This is a genomic window from Yersinia sp. 2466 StPb PI (assembly GCF_041538325.1).
In the GTDB taxonomy this organism is placed as follows: Bacteria; Pseudomonadota; Gammaproteobacteria; order Enterobacterales; family Enterobacteriaceae; genus Yersinia; species Yersinia enterocolitica_E.
The window spans coordinates 3952215-3969863 of sequence record NZ_JAULSL010000001.1 but is presented as its reverse complement, the minus strand read 5'-3'; the positions used below and the strand labels follow the sequence as shown (position 1 = coordinate 3969863).

Below are 17649 nucleotides of genomic sequence, written 5' to 3'. Positions count from 1 at the left end.
CATTGCATAAAATCTTCACCTTATGCGATGTCATATACATGCCAAAATGGCAGCCTCATACCTGACCGTTTGAGAGTAAGTGACATGACACTATTAAAAATAGCAACAAGTGCTCGTTTGGCTTCTTATATAGAAAGCCAGCGGGGAATGGTATACCTCAATCAAACTGATTTTACTGATGTTGCCGCTGTGGTGATGTCGGTTGAAGATGCCAATGCCGGTATATTGTCAAAGTTGCATGATCTGGGTTTTGCTATTCCTACTTTTGTTGCTGTCACGGCACAACAGACGGTTTCTGCCGATTATTTGCCTCTGATTAAGGGGATTATTACGCTCGGCGAAGCAAACAAAGCTTTTTACAATGCTCAGGTAGAAGCTGCCGCCAGTGAATATCAAAAAAATCTATTACCGCCATTTTTCTCAACATTGAAAAAATATGTCGAGATGAATAATTCAACTTTTGCTTGCCCAGGGCATCAGGGTGGCGAGTTTTTCCGTAAGCATCCTGCCGGTCGCCAGTTTTTTGAGTTTTATGGCGAGACCATTTTCCGTTCAGATATGTGCAACGCAGACGTCAAACTGGGTGACTTGCTGATCCATGAAGGTGCAGCTAAAGATGCACAAAAATATGCAGCTAAGGTCTTCAATGCGGATAAAACCTATTTTGTTTTGAATGGTACATCGGCTGCAAATAAGGTCGTGACTAATGCCTTATTGACCCGTGGTGATTTGGTATTGTTCGATCGTAATAACCATAAATCCAACCATCATGGTGCGCTGATTCAGGCTGGGGCGACACCAATCTATTTGGAAACGGCCCGCAACCCGTTCGGTTTTATTGGTGGTATTGATGCTCATTGTTTCGACGAGCGTTATTTACGTCAGCAATTGCGGGAGGTTGCCCCAGAAAGAGCAGAAGAGGCGCGGCCATTCAGATTGGCGATCATTCAGTTGGGTACCTACGATGGCACGGTGTATAACGCACGTCAGGTGGTTGATACTATTGGTCATTTGTGTGATTACATTCTATTTGATTCTGCGTGGGTAGGTTACGAACAGTTTATTCCGATGATGAAGGATTTCTCACCGCTATTGCTGGATTTAAATGAAAATGACCCTGGGATTATTGTGACTCAGTCAGTGCACAAGCAGCAGGCTGGTTTCTCCCAAACCTCGCAGGTACATAAAAAAGATAATCATATCAAAGGGAAAAAACGGCACTGTAATCATAAACGTTTTAATAATGCATTTATGTTGCATGCCTCAACCAGCCCGTTCTACCCATTATTTGCTGCACTGGATATTAACGCCAAAATTCATTCTGGTGACAGTGGCCGCCGCATGTGGATGGATTGTGTCAAGTTGGGCATCGATACGCGTAAACTATTATTAGAACGCTGCTCAATGTTGCGGCCATTTATTCCTCCCACTGTCGGTGGTAAAAATTGGCAAGATTACGATACGGACGTTATTGCCAATGACACACGTTTCTTTAATTTTGTGCCTAATGAACGTTGGCATGGATTTGAAGGGTATAACCAAGACCAATATCTGGTTGATCCTTGTAAGTTATTACTGACGACACCGGGTATCGATGCTAACAGCGGCCAATATACCCAATTTGGTGTTCCGGCAGCGATACTGGCTACCTTCTTGCGTGAAAATGGCATTGTGCCGGAAAAATGCGATCTGAATTCAATTTTGTTCCTGCTAACACCGGCAGAAAATCCAGCAAAAATGGCACATCTGGTTGATATGCTGGTTCAGTTTGAGCGCTACGTGGAGCAAGATGCTTTATTGTGTGATGTATTACCGACGATATACCGTAAGAATGAAGAGCGCTATCGCGGCTACACTCTACGCCAGTTATGCCAAGAAATGCATGATCTCTATGTCAGCTATGATGTTAAACAACTGCAAAAGGATATGTTCCGCAAAGCCAGCTTACCGCCGGTATTAATGAACCCTCAAGATGCCAATATCCAGTTTATTCGCGATAATATCGAGCTAATCCCTATTGCCGAGGCTGAAGGGCGCATTGCTGCTGAAGGCGCACTCCCTTATCCACCAGGCGTATTGTGCGTGGTGCCGGGTGAAATGTGGGGCGGGGCGGTACAGCGTTATTTCCTGGCGTTGGAAGAGGGGATTAATTTATTGCCCGGCTTCTCGCCTGAATTGCAGGGCGTTTATATCGAAAAAGGTGATGTAGAGTGGCGGCGTATCTTTGGTTATGTCATTACGCCGTAAACTGAGGTACTGATAGACAGCCGATGAGAGCATCGGCTGTCTCACAATAAGTTATTACAAATTAGGCTTATCAATAACCTAAATAGCGTGCGACTAAAACTGTGCCGGAAATCAGCAATAAGATATTTATTAATCGGATAAGCTGGTCGCGACTTATCCCCAAACTGATTTTATTGGCGATAACCAAACCAACTAACATCCCCGGTACCAACAGTAGTACCATCCATAAAATAGATAGGTCCATGTAGACCCCTGCCAGCGTAAACAAAATAACTCGCGTGAGGGTACTCAGGCCGATAAGCGTGGTCTGGGTAATCCGCAAATTATCTTTGCTGGCTATTCTGCCGGATAAATAAATAGCATAAATAAACCCGCCGCTGCCAAATAGCGCGCTGAAAATACCGCCAATCAAGCCAAAAGGAATGGCGGCAACAGGTTTGAATTGTCCTTGTGGTTTACGCCGGCTAAGGGCGTAAATGGCATATAAAATGACAAATATGCCGAGCGCCAGTAGCAAAATATCAGGGCGAGTACGTAGCAGTAACGTCGCGCCGATCAGACTACCAATAATCATTAGTGGGACTAATCGCTTAAGTTCAGCAAGGTCGGCATGACGGCTATGGCGAGCTACATTGGTAATGGCTGCAAACATATCGACAATTGCCAATAATGGGACAATCTTAGCGACAGGAATAAATAGCGCTAATATCGGACTGGCAATTAATGCAGAACCAAATCCTGTAATACCAAAGATGATATAAGCGATGACCATAGTGGAGAAGATTACCACCATTTCAAACAGGGTAAGTCCAAAGTCCATTTGTTCAATCTGCCGATAGTAGGGATAGGATGATTAGCGATACTATAAACATTTTATTGAGAATGGTTGTTATTCAAATGTGCACTTTTGTCGGGCAATCACACTTTAGACATAAAAAATGACACTGTGGGTGGAGCCTGTCATTTCAGTTTTCCCTTGGTTGGCGTTGCAGGGGGGATTAGCCACCTGCAACGCCAATTTCTTGGGCTATAAAATCCGCTATAAATAAAACTAGTGGCGGTGATAACTCTTCTGCGCGCTGTTCACTTTCACCAGATAACGGCGAGATTCGCCTGAAGGGTGTTTAGTGGTCAGCGTTTGGAATACATCACCAGGAGCCATATTGTTGATAATATTAACAGCCTGGTTCTTATCGCTGGAGAATACCCGCAATACGCTACCAGCTCCGCCGTTATAAGAGGTAATAACAGCATAACGCCGTGAGGTGGCATTCTGAATTCCGCCTAGATAAGTATTTTGCAGAATTGACAGATATGCCGTACCAGCATCAATATTATTTTCTGGATCAAACAGATAGCTACGGCTTGGCTGGCCACTTTTACCCTTCATTTTGAACACATCTCGCCCGGCAGTATGCTGTACAACTTGCATCAGGCCCAACGCATCAGAGCCACTGACCGCATATGGGTTGAAGCTAGATTCTGTTTGCATAATTGCCAGGATCAATGACTCTTCGACGCCATAACGCTCCGCTGACTGGCGCACCAGTGGCAGGTATTTATGGGCACGTTGATCCAGATGGTTAGGGACTAATTGCAAGGTGACCGACCAGATAACATGCAGGCCGGAAGTGCGTTTTTGCATTCTGGTTTGTAGCAGATAATCAGCAAAATGGGCCGCACGCCATTCCCAACGGATCGGCTGGCCATTGTTATCTAGCACCTGCCCATAGAGGAAGGGCTCTTTACTGATCTGAATATCGTTAACATCCGAATAGAGGTCGATAGAGCCAGGATCATCACCCATTAAAAGTGTGGTAATAATCGCCTGACGCAAGTGAGCCGCCGGATCTGTCGTGGCAATGGTTTCAACCGTAATTGTACCGGCATCGAAGTTGATATGGCTGCGGGTTTGATATTGATCCGTATACTTAACGTAATCTTTTGGACCCGCGATTAAGACTTCTTTTAATCCCCAAATATTTTCAATGTTATGGGCAAATTGGCCCATTAAAATCTCAAAACCGTTGGTATCTTTGACATAGGCTTCGTTTTCTGTTTGATTCTTATTGCCTGAGCAAGACACTAACAATGGTGCAATTATCAGCAAAGCTAAAATTTTCTTCATCTTACAAGCCATATCTTGATGAGGAATAACAACGGGGCCAGCGCAGACCCCGTGTGGTTACTTACTCGGTGGAGTATAACCTTCAATATGAACATCCTGCCCTTCGAACAGGAAGTTAACCATCTCCTGCTCTAACAGTTTGCGGTCTTCGACATTCATCATGCTCAGTTTTTTCTCGTTAATCAGCATGGTTTGCTTGGTTATCCATTGTGACCAAGCTTCTTTTGATATTTCGTTATAGATACGTTTGCCAATCTCACCTGGATAGAGCTGAAAATCTTGCCCCTCAGCATCATGTTTTAAAAATGTGCAAAAAATTGTTCTGCTCATGCTAAATCCTCTTCTATGGCGCTATACCCTTCATACTTGAAGTTGCAGGGGGTTAGCTATGTTGGTCACTCGGCTGTTTTGCCAACTGATGTAATAGGCGTTCAACTGGGGCCGCCAATCCTACCGCGGGTGGTTGTGCTAAGTTATACCAGAGACCTGCACCATCATCCATGCATCCACGGGATGACGCCGTATTCAGCCACATGGGGACAATATCCAGATGGAAGTGGCTGAAGGTATGACGAAAAGCAGTTAACTGCTGCAAACTGCTGCTGGCAATACTTTGTTGCTGCAACCAACGCTCCAGTTCGGCTTGTTCAGAAAATTGCGGGAAGCAAAATAGCCCCCCCCATAGACCTACTGGCGGGCGCTGTTCGAGCCATACCTGCGATCCGTTTTGCATCAACAAAAAGTAAGCTGTTTTTTCCGGTAATGTCTGTTTGGGTTTTTTACCGGGGTAGCGTGCCCAACTGTGATTAGCATAAGCCATACAACCGGTATTCAGTGGGCAAAGCTCACACTTGGGCTTAGAACGGGTGCACACCGTGGCACCTAAATCCATCATCGCCTGATTAAACTGACCTACGCCTTTGGCTGGCGTAACATCTTCACTGATTTGCCACAGGCGGCCTTCGACTTCCTTTTTACCGGGCCATCCCTCAACAGCGTAACAACGGGCCAGCACTCGTTTGACGTTACCATCTAAAATAGGAAAATGTTTCCCTAACGAGAGCGACAAAATAGCGCCCGCAGTTGAGCGCCCAATCCCTGGCAGTGCGAGAATCTCGTCAAAAGTAGTAGGGAACTCGCCTTGATGGCGTTCAACAACCGTTTGGGCGGCTTTATGCAGATTTCTGGCACGGGCGTAGTAACCCAGCCCGGTCCATAAATGCAGAACTTCATCCAACGGTGCCGCAGCCAGCGCACTGATATCAGGGAAGCGCAACATAAAACGTTGGAAATAGGGAATGACGGTCGCAACCTGAGTCTGTTGCAACATCACTTCTGACAACCATACCTGATAAGGTGTTTTATCCAATTGCCACGGCAAGGTTTTGCGACCAAAGCGTTGGTACCACTCAAGTACCTCGTGCGCGAACTGTTGCGCTTGCATCATAAGTTGGTATCAATATCCGGCAGGTAATAAATTAGAGCTGGATTGCAGCATAGAGTTCTCACCCTGTAAACCCCCTTCGTACTTGAAGCTACAACTGTGTTAGCCGCACTCACGCACCCGAATCACTGACTTTAATCGGCCACTTTGGTTATATCTACGTTATTTACTGCTTAATTTTGTACTTATGACGCCCAGAGTTGATAAACTACCGTATCTTTGCATAATGCGCGTTCACATACGCAATCAACAGACAGAAAGTACCATGATAAATGACGTCATATCCCCGGAATTTGATGAAAACGGCCGAGCCATACGCCGTATTCGTAGTTTTGTCCGTCGTCAGGGGCGGCTGACCAAAGGTCAACAACTGGCGCTAGATAGCTACTGGCCGGTGATGGGCGTGGAATATCAAGCAACGCCAGTTGATGTAAACGCCTTGTTTGGCCGCGAAGCTCCGGTGGTACTGGAAATAGGTTTCGGCATGGGGACTTCACTGGTGACCATGGCTGCCAGTAATCCGCAGCAGAATTTTCTGGGGATAGAAGTGCATTCTCCGGGGGTTGGTGCTTGTTTGGGGGCTGCTCACGAGGCGGGACTAAGCAACTTGCGGATTATGTGTCATGACGCGGTTGAAGTGCTGGAAAATATGATTCCAGATGCTTCACTGGATATGGTACAGCTATTCTTCCCTGACCCATGGCACAAAGCGCGCCATAATAAGCGTCGTATCGTCCAGATACCTTTTGTTGAATTGGTGAGAAGTAAATTAAAAGTGGGTGGCGTGTTCCATATGGCGACCGACTGGCAACATTATGCGGAACATATGTTGGAAGTGATGTCAGGTGTAAACGGATACCGCAACCTTTCAGAACAAAATGATTATGTTCCTCGTCCGGACTCGCGTCCGCTGACAAAATTTGAATTACGTGGCCAGCGTCTGGGACATGGCGTTTGGGATCTGATGTTTGAGAGGAAAGAATAATGGCTAATTATAGTTTCCAATCTGATTATTCGTGATGAAATTAACAGTAAGTTTATTTTATTTTGTTGATTAATAAGTGATTTAGTGGGGTTTCTTGTTATCTCATCAAATCACACTAAAAACCACGATATCCTACATTTTACTGTAGATTAGAATGTAGCTCGTTAATCCACCTGTGGTGTAATGGATGTCATATAACAGTGACACTCATGGCGCTAATAGGTGGATAAACCAGAAAAAAAACCACTATCAACTAAAGCCATCGACGCGATGAAACCCGGTGATAAGGCCAGTTGATACCGGCGAAAATCGCCATTACGGATCACTTGTGCGCTAGCGGCATTAAAGCTTTCTTCTACCGCTATACCAGCCCCATAACTCACAAACTCACCCAAGTTAAGATCGGTCACTTCCCTAATATCTCGCTAGCGCAGGCTGGTGCTGAACTGCAAACACTTAAGTAGGCAAAGAATGAAAGCCGCCATTGGCAACAGTACCGCTTATATAATGCTGAATTTCTTTGAGCAGTTATTGTATCTGCATGAATCAATAACGGTGCCGAAGCACCGTTATTGATGAGAGCTAATAACGATTAGAAGTTGTATTTCACCCCTAACATCACTGCAGTATCGCTGTAACCTTTGTCGCCCAATTGCTGGCCAACGTTACCCCAGACATTCAGTTGCTTGTTCAATTGCCCCTCAACACCCACTTTCAGTTCACCGATATTCTTCGCGCCAGCTTGTTTCACTTCAACGGCGTTCATATTGGTGCCAAAATCTTTGGTGTTGTGGATCCAGTTGGCTTCCACAAACGGTTGGAACTCGCGATCCTTGCCATTATCACTTTCGTGGTGGCCTTTCATATAAGAACGCAGCCCCAGACGGGTCTGGATATTACCGTCGCCTTGACCACTCACCTGAGTACCGTTTGCTTCACGGTGCTCGTCAGCCTTCACACCCATCCAGGTGATTTGGGCTTTCGGCTGGATAAAGTACGTTTCGTTCTTAGACTTATTCTCGCCGATCTTAAAGGTGTAGCCGCTCTCGACCGACGCGGTGATCCCTTTCGATTTATACTCTTCCGTCGCCAGACCGTCGCCCTGCACGCTATTGTTAAACCAGCTGTACTGCGCCCAACCGTCAACATACAAGCCCGACTTGTCTTCGTCGTTGGCATACCAGGTGCTGTACACCCCGGCGGTGTAACCATCAACCGAACCACTCGACTTATAGCCCGATTTCGCGTGGGTGTCGCTCTTGCTATTACCGTAACCGGCCATCACACCCAGGTGTAAACGGTCCAGACCATCGTTGCTCCACTGGGCGATATCGCCACCCAATTGCATCACATAGCGGTTGCTTTGGGTTTTCAACTGACCACTGGTGTCACGTGAACGGTTATGTCCGCCTTCGTTACGCAGCCACATGCTGGTCACTTTCTGCTCGCCAGTCAGGGCGTCGATATACTGTGTTTCACCCAAACGATCGTGCAGACGCGTCACAAACATAGTGTTGGCTGCGGCCAGGTTCGCGGTGTAGCTGCCGGCTTCAGGACGTTTAGTTTCCTCGCCTGGACCCGCCGGGTTTTCCGGGTCGACCGGATTTTCTGGATCAATCGGCAAATTGCTCAGGCTGGTCAAATACCAGTTACTGGCGTTTGAACCCACCCCACGTACGAGTGAGTAATCATATGCACCCGCTACGATACGGCCAGGGTTCACAAACTCACCGTCGGATTGACCATTCACCTGAATGAGCTCAATACCGTTTAAGGTTTTAGCGCCCGTACCGCCCGCATTATCCACACTAACATTGGTGGTGCCGCTGGTGTTGCCGTTCACAATCATGCTGTCGGTGGCCGAGTTATCGTCACCCAGCGCGGTGTTGAAGTGCAGCAGACCGTTGTTGCCAATATAGTTACCGTTGACCACTAACTGGTTACCGGTGGTGCCGGAGCCGTCACTGGTCTTGTTACCGATAAATACCGTGCCGCTGTTGGTTAAGTCAGTGCCAACGGTAAAGATATTACTGGCCGGCGCCAGGCGAGCCAGACGGCCCATCGCCGGTACCATCGGTGCCGCTGGGTTGCCCACAAACAGCACGCCCTGGTTATCAACCGCGCCCGCTACGCCACCAAAACCGCCCATAAAGGCACCGCTGGCTATATTCACCTGCTGGCTTGCCAGCGTCATGGGGTCAGCACTGCTGCCTAACATCAGGCCACCCGCATTGATATCTGTCTGGCCGGTATAGGCCGCCGTTTGAGTCAATGACAGCGTACCGTTGCCGTTTTTAGTCAGGCTGCCACTGCCGCTAATGCTGTTGGCCAGCAACCAGTCACTCGCACTATTGAGCACCAATGCGCCGTCGTTGGTGACCGCCGCCGTCCCCAGATGTTCTGCCTGAGAAGCAGTTAACTGGCTGCCGTTCGTGATAGCAAACAGGCCACTGAACAGGCTGTTATCACCGCTCAATGTGATGTCGCTGCTATCTTCCAGCACCACACTGCCAGCATCACTGATAGCATTTGCTAACTGGCCCGCAGCCCCTTTCAGTGTCAGCAGACCGGCGTTAACGATATTGCCATCGCCCAGACCCGCTGCATTGTTCAGTAACGCTTGTGCGCCACTGGCAATATTAGTCACCGCGCTCAGGCCAGTATTGGCACCCTTAACGCTCAGCACATTGGCGGCAATTGTCAGCGCGCCACTGCCGGTCAGTTCACCCTCAGACACACCGCCCTGACTCAAGGTTAAGCTGCCACCATTGAGATCAACCGTTGAGCCCGCAGTACTGTTCAGTTCGCCCACGGTTTGGCTGTGACCCTTCATGTCAAAGGCGGTATCTGCTGCCAGTGATAACAGCGAGGTATTCCCCAACACATTATCATTCAGCATCTGTAAGGTACCGCTGCGTACATCGGTAGAACCGGTGTAATCATTGTCCAGATTGGACAGTGTTACCGTATTTCCTGCACCGGTATCAATCGCCAACTCACCACTGCCCGTCACTTTGGCACTCAAATCCGCCGCAGGACCGGTTTTATTGGTGGCATACAGCGCCAGTGCATCTGCACCGCTGCCCAGCAGTTCAACTTCGGTCAGGCCGTAACCGATATACAAACCGTCGTTACCCGTACCGCTGCTCAGGCGATAATCGTAAGTGCCTTTGGCGACCGTGGTGCCATTCTGTGCAATATCGGCCGTGGTGGCATCGGTAATGACATTACCATTCTGGTCTTTCAGCACCAGATTGCCGCCATTGCCTTGCACGGCCACATCACTCACCGCCAGTTGCAGCAAGGTATTGGCGTCATCCTGCTCCATGATGGGCAGCACAGGATTGACCGGCGTCTGGCTGTTGTCGACGCTGTCGATGTCCACCACCACCGTCCCGGTGCCCAGTAGGTTCATCTCTTTGGTGGTATGGATAGTGCTTTTCGCCACCGTCTCACCCGGAGTGCCGGTGTTAAATTTCACCGTACCGCCGTCAAAGGCCAACCCACCGATAGTTTGCACACCGTCACCGACGGTGGTGATACTGTCCGCGCCCAGTTTCAGGGTGGCATTCACTAATGCTGCGGTGTTATCCGCCGCCAGTTCAAAGGTGGCGTGACCTAATGCCAGTACCCCGTTAAAGGCGTTCTGTGCCGCATTGGCCGTAAAATCAAAGGCATTACCGGCGGTATTAACGGCCATCGTGCCGAGGCCGTTCAACTTGCTGTTAAAGCTCACGGCATTCAGGTTATTAACCTGCAACAGACTGCCGTCACCCAGATTAAAACCGGTGTTGGCATTGTCATCCTGACTGTCACCCAGCGCCAGCAGCACATTGTCCAGTGTCAGCGTTGAGTTATTGATCAGGTTGATGTATTCCATATTCTGGATGGCATCAGCATCACTCAGGGTATACAGCGAACTGTCCAGCGTCAGCGTATCGCTGCCGGTACCGCCGTTCAGTGAGCTGAACACGCCGGTATCGGCTAATGTCAGCCCTTTCAGAATGAAGGCATCATCGCCGCTGCCGGTGGTGAAGTCAGTGCCTTTACTGCCTTGCATCAGGGTCACGGTGTTGTTGCCCGCTAACAGATCCACCTTGCCAACAATTGTGCCACCCGTGGCGTTGGTAAATGCCAGACCCGTCCCAGTATTGGTTACGACAGCCTGCTGCGTGGCGCTGTTGGCTTGAATGGTACCGCTGTTGACGAAGCTGGTGACATAACCGTTATTGATGTCCACCACCGGGCTGGTGAGTGATGTTGATATCAGGTTACCGGACTGCTCGACACGGCCGGTAGTGCCTTTGACAATCAGGGCTGCACCGCCTGCGGCATCATTGACGTTTACGCTGGCACCGGTTTTCAGATCCTGACGGGAGTTGGTGACAATCCCTTTGCCCGCGGCTGAATTGACGTTAATCACCAGACCGGCCGAGTCGGACATGTCCAGCGTATTATCGGTGATGGTGTCGCCGGTGTTGGCAAACAGAATACCGGTACCGCTGCCGTTGACATTGATCGTGCCAGAGTTGGTTGCCGCCAGGGAGGCACCGGTACGAATACCTGCACCATTACCCACCGTCAGCGAGGTGTTTTTTAACTGAATGCCGGTAATTTCCGCTTTGTTTTCAATCGCATTACCTGTGCCGCCCGCCGTCATGGTGATGGTTGCGCCATCCACGGTCAGTGCTGTGGCACCGGTATCAAGCAGTACGCCATGGGCAGTGCCGCCCGCTTTGGTTTCACCGTTACCGGATAAGGTCAGGCTCGCACCCGCACCCAACAGATAAGCGGCGGTGCCGTCGGTTGCGTTAACGGTACCGCTGTTATTCACGGTAGAGTTAGCGCCCTGAATATTGACCGCAGTCCCATTGACTGTGATGAGGTTTTGGTTGGTCAGAATCCCGCCGTCTACCAGCACGCCAGTACTGCCTGCTTGTGTAAAATCAATGGAGCCATTGTGGATAAGCTCACCGCCATTACGGGCGATATAGCCATAGGCACCAGATGCGGTGTTACCGGTAGTCAATACCGCCGAACTGGTTAAGACAGATTTTCCGGTAGCACCGGTGGCAATACCATCCAGGCCGTAGTAGTTGCCATCGACGATCCCGGCAGTAGCCCCATCACCGCTCAATTCTAGGCTGGCATCTGCTGTGATGGTGCCGCTGGCGCCACCCTCGACTTTTACCCCAGTAGAGCCCTCGCCCAGGATGTTCATTGTCAAAGCACCCGAATTAAAAGTACTGTTCTCCCCGGTAACCTGGATAAGTGTTGAATTGATACCGTCAGCATCTAATGTAGAAGCATTGCTCCCCGCGAAACTGGCTCCGGTATCAATACGATATAATATCGAACCTTCAGTGGAGACTTTTTCATTACCCACGGCGCTATTATTAATGGTTGAACCAGCGCCAAATGCATAGTAACCAATCTGGTTTTTACCACTTTTAAATTCTACCTGCCCATTAGCACTGACATTGATTGTTCCATTATTACGGGCATGGACGCCGATGGTGCCGTCGCCATATAGGTTAACGTTACCTGTCAGATTCGCTACAGCATTATTACCTTCGGCCCAGATACCGTAATTAGCCCGACCTGAAGCATCGACACCACCATTGATATCAATCTCACCAGAGCTTGAGGCAGAAGCACTATCATTCACTTTTGTGGCATCAGAAAATACCTTGATACCGACTGAGTTGGTGCCATTGAGGATAATTTTACCGGTATTATTGACGTTACGGGTCTTCTCGGTAGAGGAAATACCAATGTTAATACCAGTCGGATCGCTGCTTGCACCATTGATAGTAATAGTACCAGCCTGATTTACAGTAGTATTAGCACCGCGAGCATCGATACCAACGCTGTTACTTGTCTTGCTTCCAATAATAATATGTCCGCTGGCATTATTATTAAATGTACCGTTGCCAGAAAGATATACTGCATAGGAACGCATTTTAATCAGTAGATCATCTGCCACCTGACCAATTTGACGCTGTGCTTCACGACCAATATAAATCAGGCCATTATTATTAGACGTTGAAGTACCTTGAGTAACGATACCACGATTATAATAGCCACCAGCCGCATCACCAATCTCAGCTGTGGAAGCCATATTAATAGTACCGTTGTTGGTAAATTGGGTGGTATCACTTAATAGTGCCACTGCAGTGCTCGCACTGCTGGTACGGGAGGCTACGTTAATAATGCCGTCATTGGTGACCACAGAGCTACCATTGGCTAAAATCGCAGTATGATCACCGATTGTCACATCACGTTTTTGAGTTGCAGCGAAGTCTTTGATTTCGTCATTGGTACCCGCATCTATAATCCCGGTCACACTATTATTGACCGTGCTGTTTGTTGCGAAAACAATATAGGTACCTGAAATGGTAGCTGCAGCAGAGCCGATAGTCCCATTATTGTTCAATGTTGCGCCGTTGGTTAAACGGATTAACGATGCATCAGTGTAGAATGCCTGAATATTTGCGTCAGTGCCTACGTTAACAATAGAGTGCTTACCCTCGCCATGAATAAAGGCAACCTGGTCTTTATTAACTAAATAATTAACTGCGTCATCAACACTGATTTTAGGATCTAAGATAACTTTTTGTGCGGTATTATTATTTTTTAAAGCAAGTGCCAACTGAGCTGCATACTCTTTGTCAGTCAATGTTACTTTGTTATCTTTAATCGCCTGAATAAGCGCTTCATTATAGGCTTTTAATTCTGCAAAATTAGTGACGTTTTGCTGACCGATAACACTCGTGAATTCGCCTGTGTAATCGTCAATGACAAATGAAGCCGCATAGCTTGAACTATCGGAAATATTGTTATTACGATTGCCTAAGCTAACAATAGTTTTCCCATCATAGTTAAGAACCGTATCACTTACCGAAGTATTATCAGAGACAACATGGAACACTGACGTTGTTGTTGCTGCTTGTTGTGTGTCAGTTTTCTTCTGCGTACCTTTTAAGATAGCATTAAAATAGTTGGCAGTGTCTGATGTCCAGTTAGAGCCGGTGCTACCCACATTTACAGTCATATCACTATTAGGTTGCAGCACGAAGAATCGGCGATCGACATATTGCCCATCAACACCGACTGGAAGTGAAGTAGTAACATTAATCGCTGAAGCAGGGGCACTTTGCATTTTACTGCTATCGTAAACATTGACACTCACTTTTTTGCCGGTGATCGGGTCAACATATTCAATAGCTGTTGTTTGCGCACCAATAATGAGTCGATTGAAATCGATCAATTCCGCACCAGATGTAATCAGAGACCGATCAAGTGCCCCTAAGGTCGTGCTTATATAACCGTTTTGGCCTTTAGCTATGTTCGCAAAGCTCCCCGACAAGGTATTACCTGAACCTGTGGAGATCTGTTCAAATTGAACTTCAGGTGTAAATCCGGGAACACTTATATCTGCAGCAAAAGCAGAGTTCGTCCCTAATGTAAACATCAAGGTAATGGCAATCTGGTTCAGGCGAGAGGGTGTCGTTAAACCTAAAGTTGTATCGACAGTTTCTGCTCCTGAGCAAAATGACTTAATCTTTTTTCCTGATTTAGAAAACTCAGATGCAACATCGTAGCGACCTAAGGCACTATTCCAAATGACTTTAAATACTCGATTCATAAAACGCTCAATTTTCTCTATTTATTTTGGGTTATAATTAACGAGCAACATTTTTCACTTAACCAAAAGTAAGTGTGTTGGTGAACTGCCACTGGTGAATGCTTTAAATCTGATGTTGCATTATTGGTACTTATAGTAAACGTACGGGGTTATACATATATATAGGAGAGAAAGACTACTCTTGTAGGAATAATCCCACGGCGGACGAGGAGCTAACAATTAAGTTTTATATATCAATAGATTAATTTAATTTCTTGGATAGGAATAATCTCATAATGATATGAGAGTCTTATGTAAATTAGTCTTGTTTTTTATTTTAAAACGTAATCAATTATAGGCATTTATCGGCAAGGATAAATAATATATGTCTCTTTTTAATAGAGATATTCTCCTTTTAATTCTTAACAAAAACACTATATTTAATATTGCCTATTTAATTTTAGTGAGAGTTCTTAACTAAAACCGCTCAATTATGCATAAAAAGAAAATTTATTAGTAGTTATGATCACAAAACTGATGAGTGCGATGCATCGCTCCAAATATGACTGACCTGTCCCTTGGAATAGATGCCGCTCTCTATGAGTGATATGGGTTCCTTCATGCTCGAAATCCCCCGTCAACCAACCAGTGGATGTGAAAAGGGTGTTCCGCCATTGGGGATGTGACAAATTTATCCTGAACTGCAGTGTGTAACGCGATGAGCACGCAGAAATCGGGGTGAGTGAGGTCCTTGGGTAGATATTAACAGGTGGTGTTGCCATAAAGCCTTAGAGGTCGATTAAAATTGATTCCAATGGAATCAAGGCTTGGTGACAGTGGCAACCTCAAGTGAGTGAGGGTAAGCTAGGCGCATGCTGCTAGTATCTGCTAAACTCGTGATATTGATAAGCTACTGAAAATCAGATGGTTATTAAAGTGTAGGTTGAAATTAAGATTTTACTCTACGCGCTTAAAAATACCATTAAAATCAAATAGGAAAGAATAATGGCTAACAATCGTAGTCGTCGTTTACGCAAGAAGATGCATATCGACGAGTTTCAGGAATTGGGTTTTTCCGTACAGTGGACCTTCCCTGAAGGGACTGGTGTTGATGTAATTGATAAAACTGTCGATGCTTTTATCGATGAAGTCATTGAAGCCAATGGTCTGGCATTTGATGGTAGTGGCTACTTGCAGTGGGAAGGTTTGATTTGCCTGCAAGAGATCGGTCATTGCACTGATGAGCACCGTGCATTGGTTACTAAATGGCTGGAAGCTCGCAAGTTGAAAAATGTAGAAACCAGTGAGTTATTTGATATCTGGTGGGATTGATCTTCCGGTTTAACGGCAGATAATTAATAAGGGCGCCTAAGCAGGCGCCTTTGTTTTTATCAGGCATGGCTAGTGGAAGCTGTTACTAAGTTCTATTGGGAGCATTTTTTTGGCAAAAATTTTAGAGGTAGCAACAATCTTAAATAATGCCTTACTGGCAGATATCTTACAGCAGGTTCGCCCGCTGATTGGTCAGGGGAAGGTTGCTGATTATATTCCCGCATTAGCGGAGGTCTCGGCAGATAAGCTGGGCATTGCTGTGTGTACTCTGGATGGCGAGATTTTTCAAGCCGGAGATGCTGATGAACGCTTCTCTATCCAATCGATTTCGAAAGTGTTAAGTCTGACTCTGGCATTATCCCGTTACGGCGAGCAAGAGGTGTGGCAGCGGGTAGGCAAAGAGCCCTCCGGCCAGCCCTTTAACTCACTGGTTCAGCTAGAATTAGAGAAAGGTAAACCACGCAATCCTTTTATTAATCCAGGGGCGCTGGTGGTATGCGATATGTTACAAAGCCGCTTGAGTGCGCCGAAACAGCGGATGTTGGAAGTGGTGCGCCAGCTCGTGAGCGATGATAGCATCAGCTACGATCCTCGAGTGGCTCGTTCTGAGTTTGAACATTCAGATCGTAACGCGGCTATCGCATATCTGATGAAGTCTTTTGATAATTTTGATAACGATGTGCTGACGGTACTGCAGACCTATTTCCACTACTGCGCCCTGCGCATGAGCTGTGTCGAACTGGCTCGCTGTTTTGTCTATCTGGCGAATCAGGGGCGCAGTATTGGTAGGCATAGCCCGCTGATTACGCCGATACAGGCGCGGCAAATTAATGCCTTGATGATTACCAGTGGCATGTACGATGGGGCGGGTGAATTTGCCTTCCGCGTTGGTATGCCGGGCAAATCCGGGGTAGGTGGTGGCATTATCGCCATTGTGCCGGATGAGCTGTGTATTGCGGTGTGGTCACCAGAATTGGACCATGCGGGGAACTCTCTTGCCGGAACTGCTGCCTTAGAGCTATTGGCACAGCGGATTGGCCGCTCCATTTTTTAAAACAGCGCTTCAGGAGTCTTATGTTACATAAAATGAAAGCATTACGAACGGCAGCCCTGACGGTATTGATGCTGACTGCCGGACAGGTGCAAGCTGAATATCAGTGTAGTGTAAAACCGCAGGATGATGTGATTATCAGCCCGCAATCTGTGCAGATAGTGGGAGCCAGCGGTAATTTGCAGATTTCGCCTGATGGCGATGTTACCCGTAATGGTAAAACACTGACGCTGACCGATGCGCAGCGCCAACAGGCGTTCCGCTACCAGACTGCGTTGCGCAAAGATTTGCCGTGGATAGATCAGGGTGCGCAACAGCATCTTGAAAAAGCACGAGTTTCTTTGGATAAAGTGATTGTTCAACAACTGGGGAGCAGCAGTAATGTGCGCAACCGACTCACCACATTGAATGATCAACTAAAGCAACAGATGAACCGTATCATTGAGAAACGTAGCGATGGTTTAACCTTCCATCATCAGGCCATCGATCAGGTAGAAAAAGATGGTCGCCAGTTGGTGCAGCAAAGTATGGGCGGTGTGTTGCAAGATAGCTTGAACGAGATGGGGGTTAAGCAGGCGACTAGTGGTAGTGGTGGTAATAATCCGTTGCAAGCCATTATGGGCAATCTGGGTGGGTTACAACAGGCTATTCAGAACGAATGGAATAATCAGGAACAGGAGTTCCAGCAGTTTGGCCATGAAGTCTGTGGGCGGGTGACGACACTGGAGCAGCAGCGTAAGGATTTACTTAAGGCGCTGAACTAAATCCCCTTGATATTCAATCCATTGTGGGTTAGCTAAAGCAGGTTTAGGTTGTAGGCTTCGCCTGAACCTGC

11 protein-coding genes are annotated in these 17649 nt (G+C 47.2%); 5 read left to right on the top strand and 6 right to left on the bottom strand.

What is annotated here, in order from left to right; genetic code table 11:
• The first annotated feature begins 84 nt into the window (after positions 1-84).
• Positions 85-2247: an ornithine decarboxylase SpeF gene (gene speF / locus Q2T72_RS18080; RefSeq protein ID WP_372569602.1), complete on the top strand. Its 2163-nt coding sequence runs from the start codon at positions 85-87 to the stop codon at positions 2245-2247.
• A 70-nt stretch (positions 2248-2317) separates the two neighbouring features.
• Here speF and Q2T72_RS18075 read toward each other — a convergent pair whose 3' ends face one another.
• The 4 genes from Q2T72_RS18075 to mutY all read right to left on the bottom strand — a co-directional run bounded on the left by Q2T72_RS18075 (position 2318) and on the right by mutY (position 5822).
• The gene (locus Q2T72_RS18075; RefSeq protein WP_083162668.1) at positions 2318-3067 is read right to left on the bottom strand and encodes a sulfite exporter TauE/SafE family protein; all 750 of its coding nucleotides are present in this window, start codon (positions 3065-3067) and stop codon (positions 2318-2320) included.
• A gap of 231 nt (positions 3068-3298) precedes the next feature.
• On the bottom strand, positions 3299-4375 hold the full coding sequence (mltC, locus tag Q2T72_RS18070; RefSeq protein WP_372569601.1) for a membrane-bound lytic murein transglycosylase MltC: 1077 nt from the start codon (positions 4373-4375) through the stop codon (positions 3299-3301).
• A 57-nt stretch (positions 4376-4432) separates the two neighbouring features.
• Positions 4433-4705 carry an oxidative damage protection protein gene (locus tag Q2T72_RS18065; RefSeq protein ID WP_083162670.1) on the bottom strand — a complete coding sequence of 91 codons (273 nt, stop codon included), beginning with the start codon at positions 4703-4705 and terminating at the stop codon, positions 4433-4435.
• Between the two features lie 52 nt (positions 4706-4757).
• Positions 4758-5822 carry an A/G-specific adenine glycosylase gene (gene mutY, locus Q2T72_RS18060; protein ID WP_372569600.1) on the bottom strand — a complete coding sequence of 355 codons (1065 nt, stop codon included), beginning with the start codon at positions 5820-5822 and terminating at the stop codon, positions 4758-4760.
• A gap of 262 nt (positions 5823-6084) precedes the next feature.
• Here mutY and trmB point away from each other — a divergent pair, with 262 nt between their 5' ends.
• Positions 6085-6804: a tRNA (guanosine(46)-N7)-methyltransferase TrmB gene (gene trmB, locus Q2T72_RS18055; protein WP_083162671.1), complete on the top strand. Its 720-nt coding sequence runs from the start codon at positions 6085-6087 to the stop codon at positions 6802-6804.
• A 215-nt stretch (positions 6805-7019) separates the two neighbouring features.
• Here trmB and Q2T72_RS18050 read toward each other — a convergent pair whose 3' ends face one another.
• Entirely contained in the window at positions 7020-7214 is a 195-nt protein-coding gene (locus Q2T72_RS18050) for a hypothetical protein (protein WP_083162672.1), read from the bottom strand.
• A 182-nt stretch (positions 7215-7396) separates the two neighbouring features.
• On the bottom strand, positions 7397-14452 hold the full coding sequence (locus Q2T72_RS18045) for an autotransporter outer membrane beta-barrel domain-containing protein (protein WP_372569599.1): 7056 nt from the start codon (positions 14450-14452) through the stop codon (positions 7397-7399).
• Positions 14453-15436: 984 nt separating this feature from the next.
• Here Q2T72_RS18045 and Q2T72_RS18040 point away from each other — a divergent pair.
• From Q2T72_RS18040 to Q2T72_RS18030, 3 genes are all read left to right on the top strand, one after another.
• Complete coding sequence (locus Q2T72_RS18040) at positions 15437-15763, top strand: YggL family protein (RefSeq protein WP_083162675.1); 327 nt, start codon at positions 15437-15439, stop codon at positions 15761-15763.
• A 109-nt stretch (positions 15764-15872) separates the two neighbouring features.
• Positions 15873-16817, top strand: coding sequence for a glutaminase B (gene glsB / locus Q2T72_RS18035; RefSeq protein ID WP_193784782.1), 945 nt, complete (start codon positions 15873-15875; stop codon positions 16815-16817).
• A gap of 20 nt (positions 16818-16837) precedes the next feature.
• Positions 16838-17578: a DUF2884 domain-containing protein gene (locus Q2T72_RS18030; protein WP_372560623.1), complete on the top strand. Its 741-nt coding sequence runs from the start codon at positions 16838-16840 to the stop codon at positions 17576-17578.
• Positions 17579-17649: the final 71 nt, after the last annotated feature.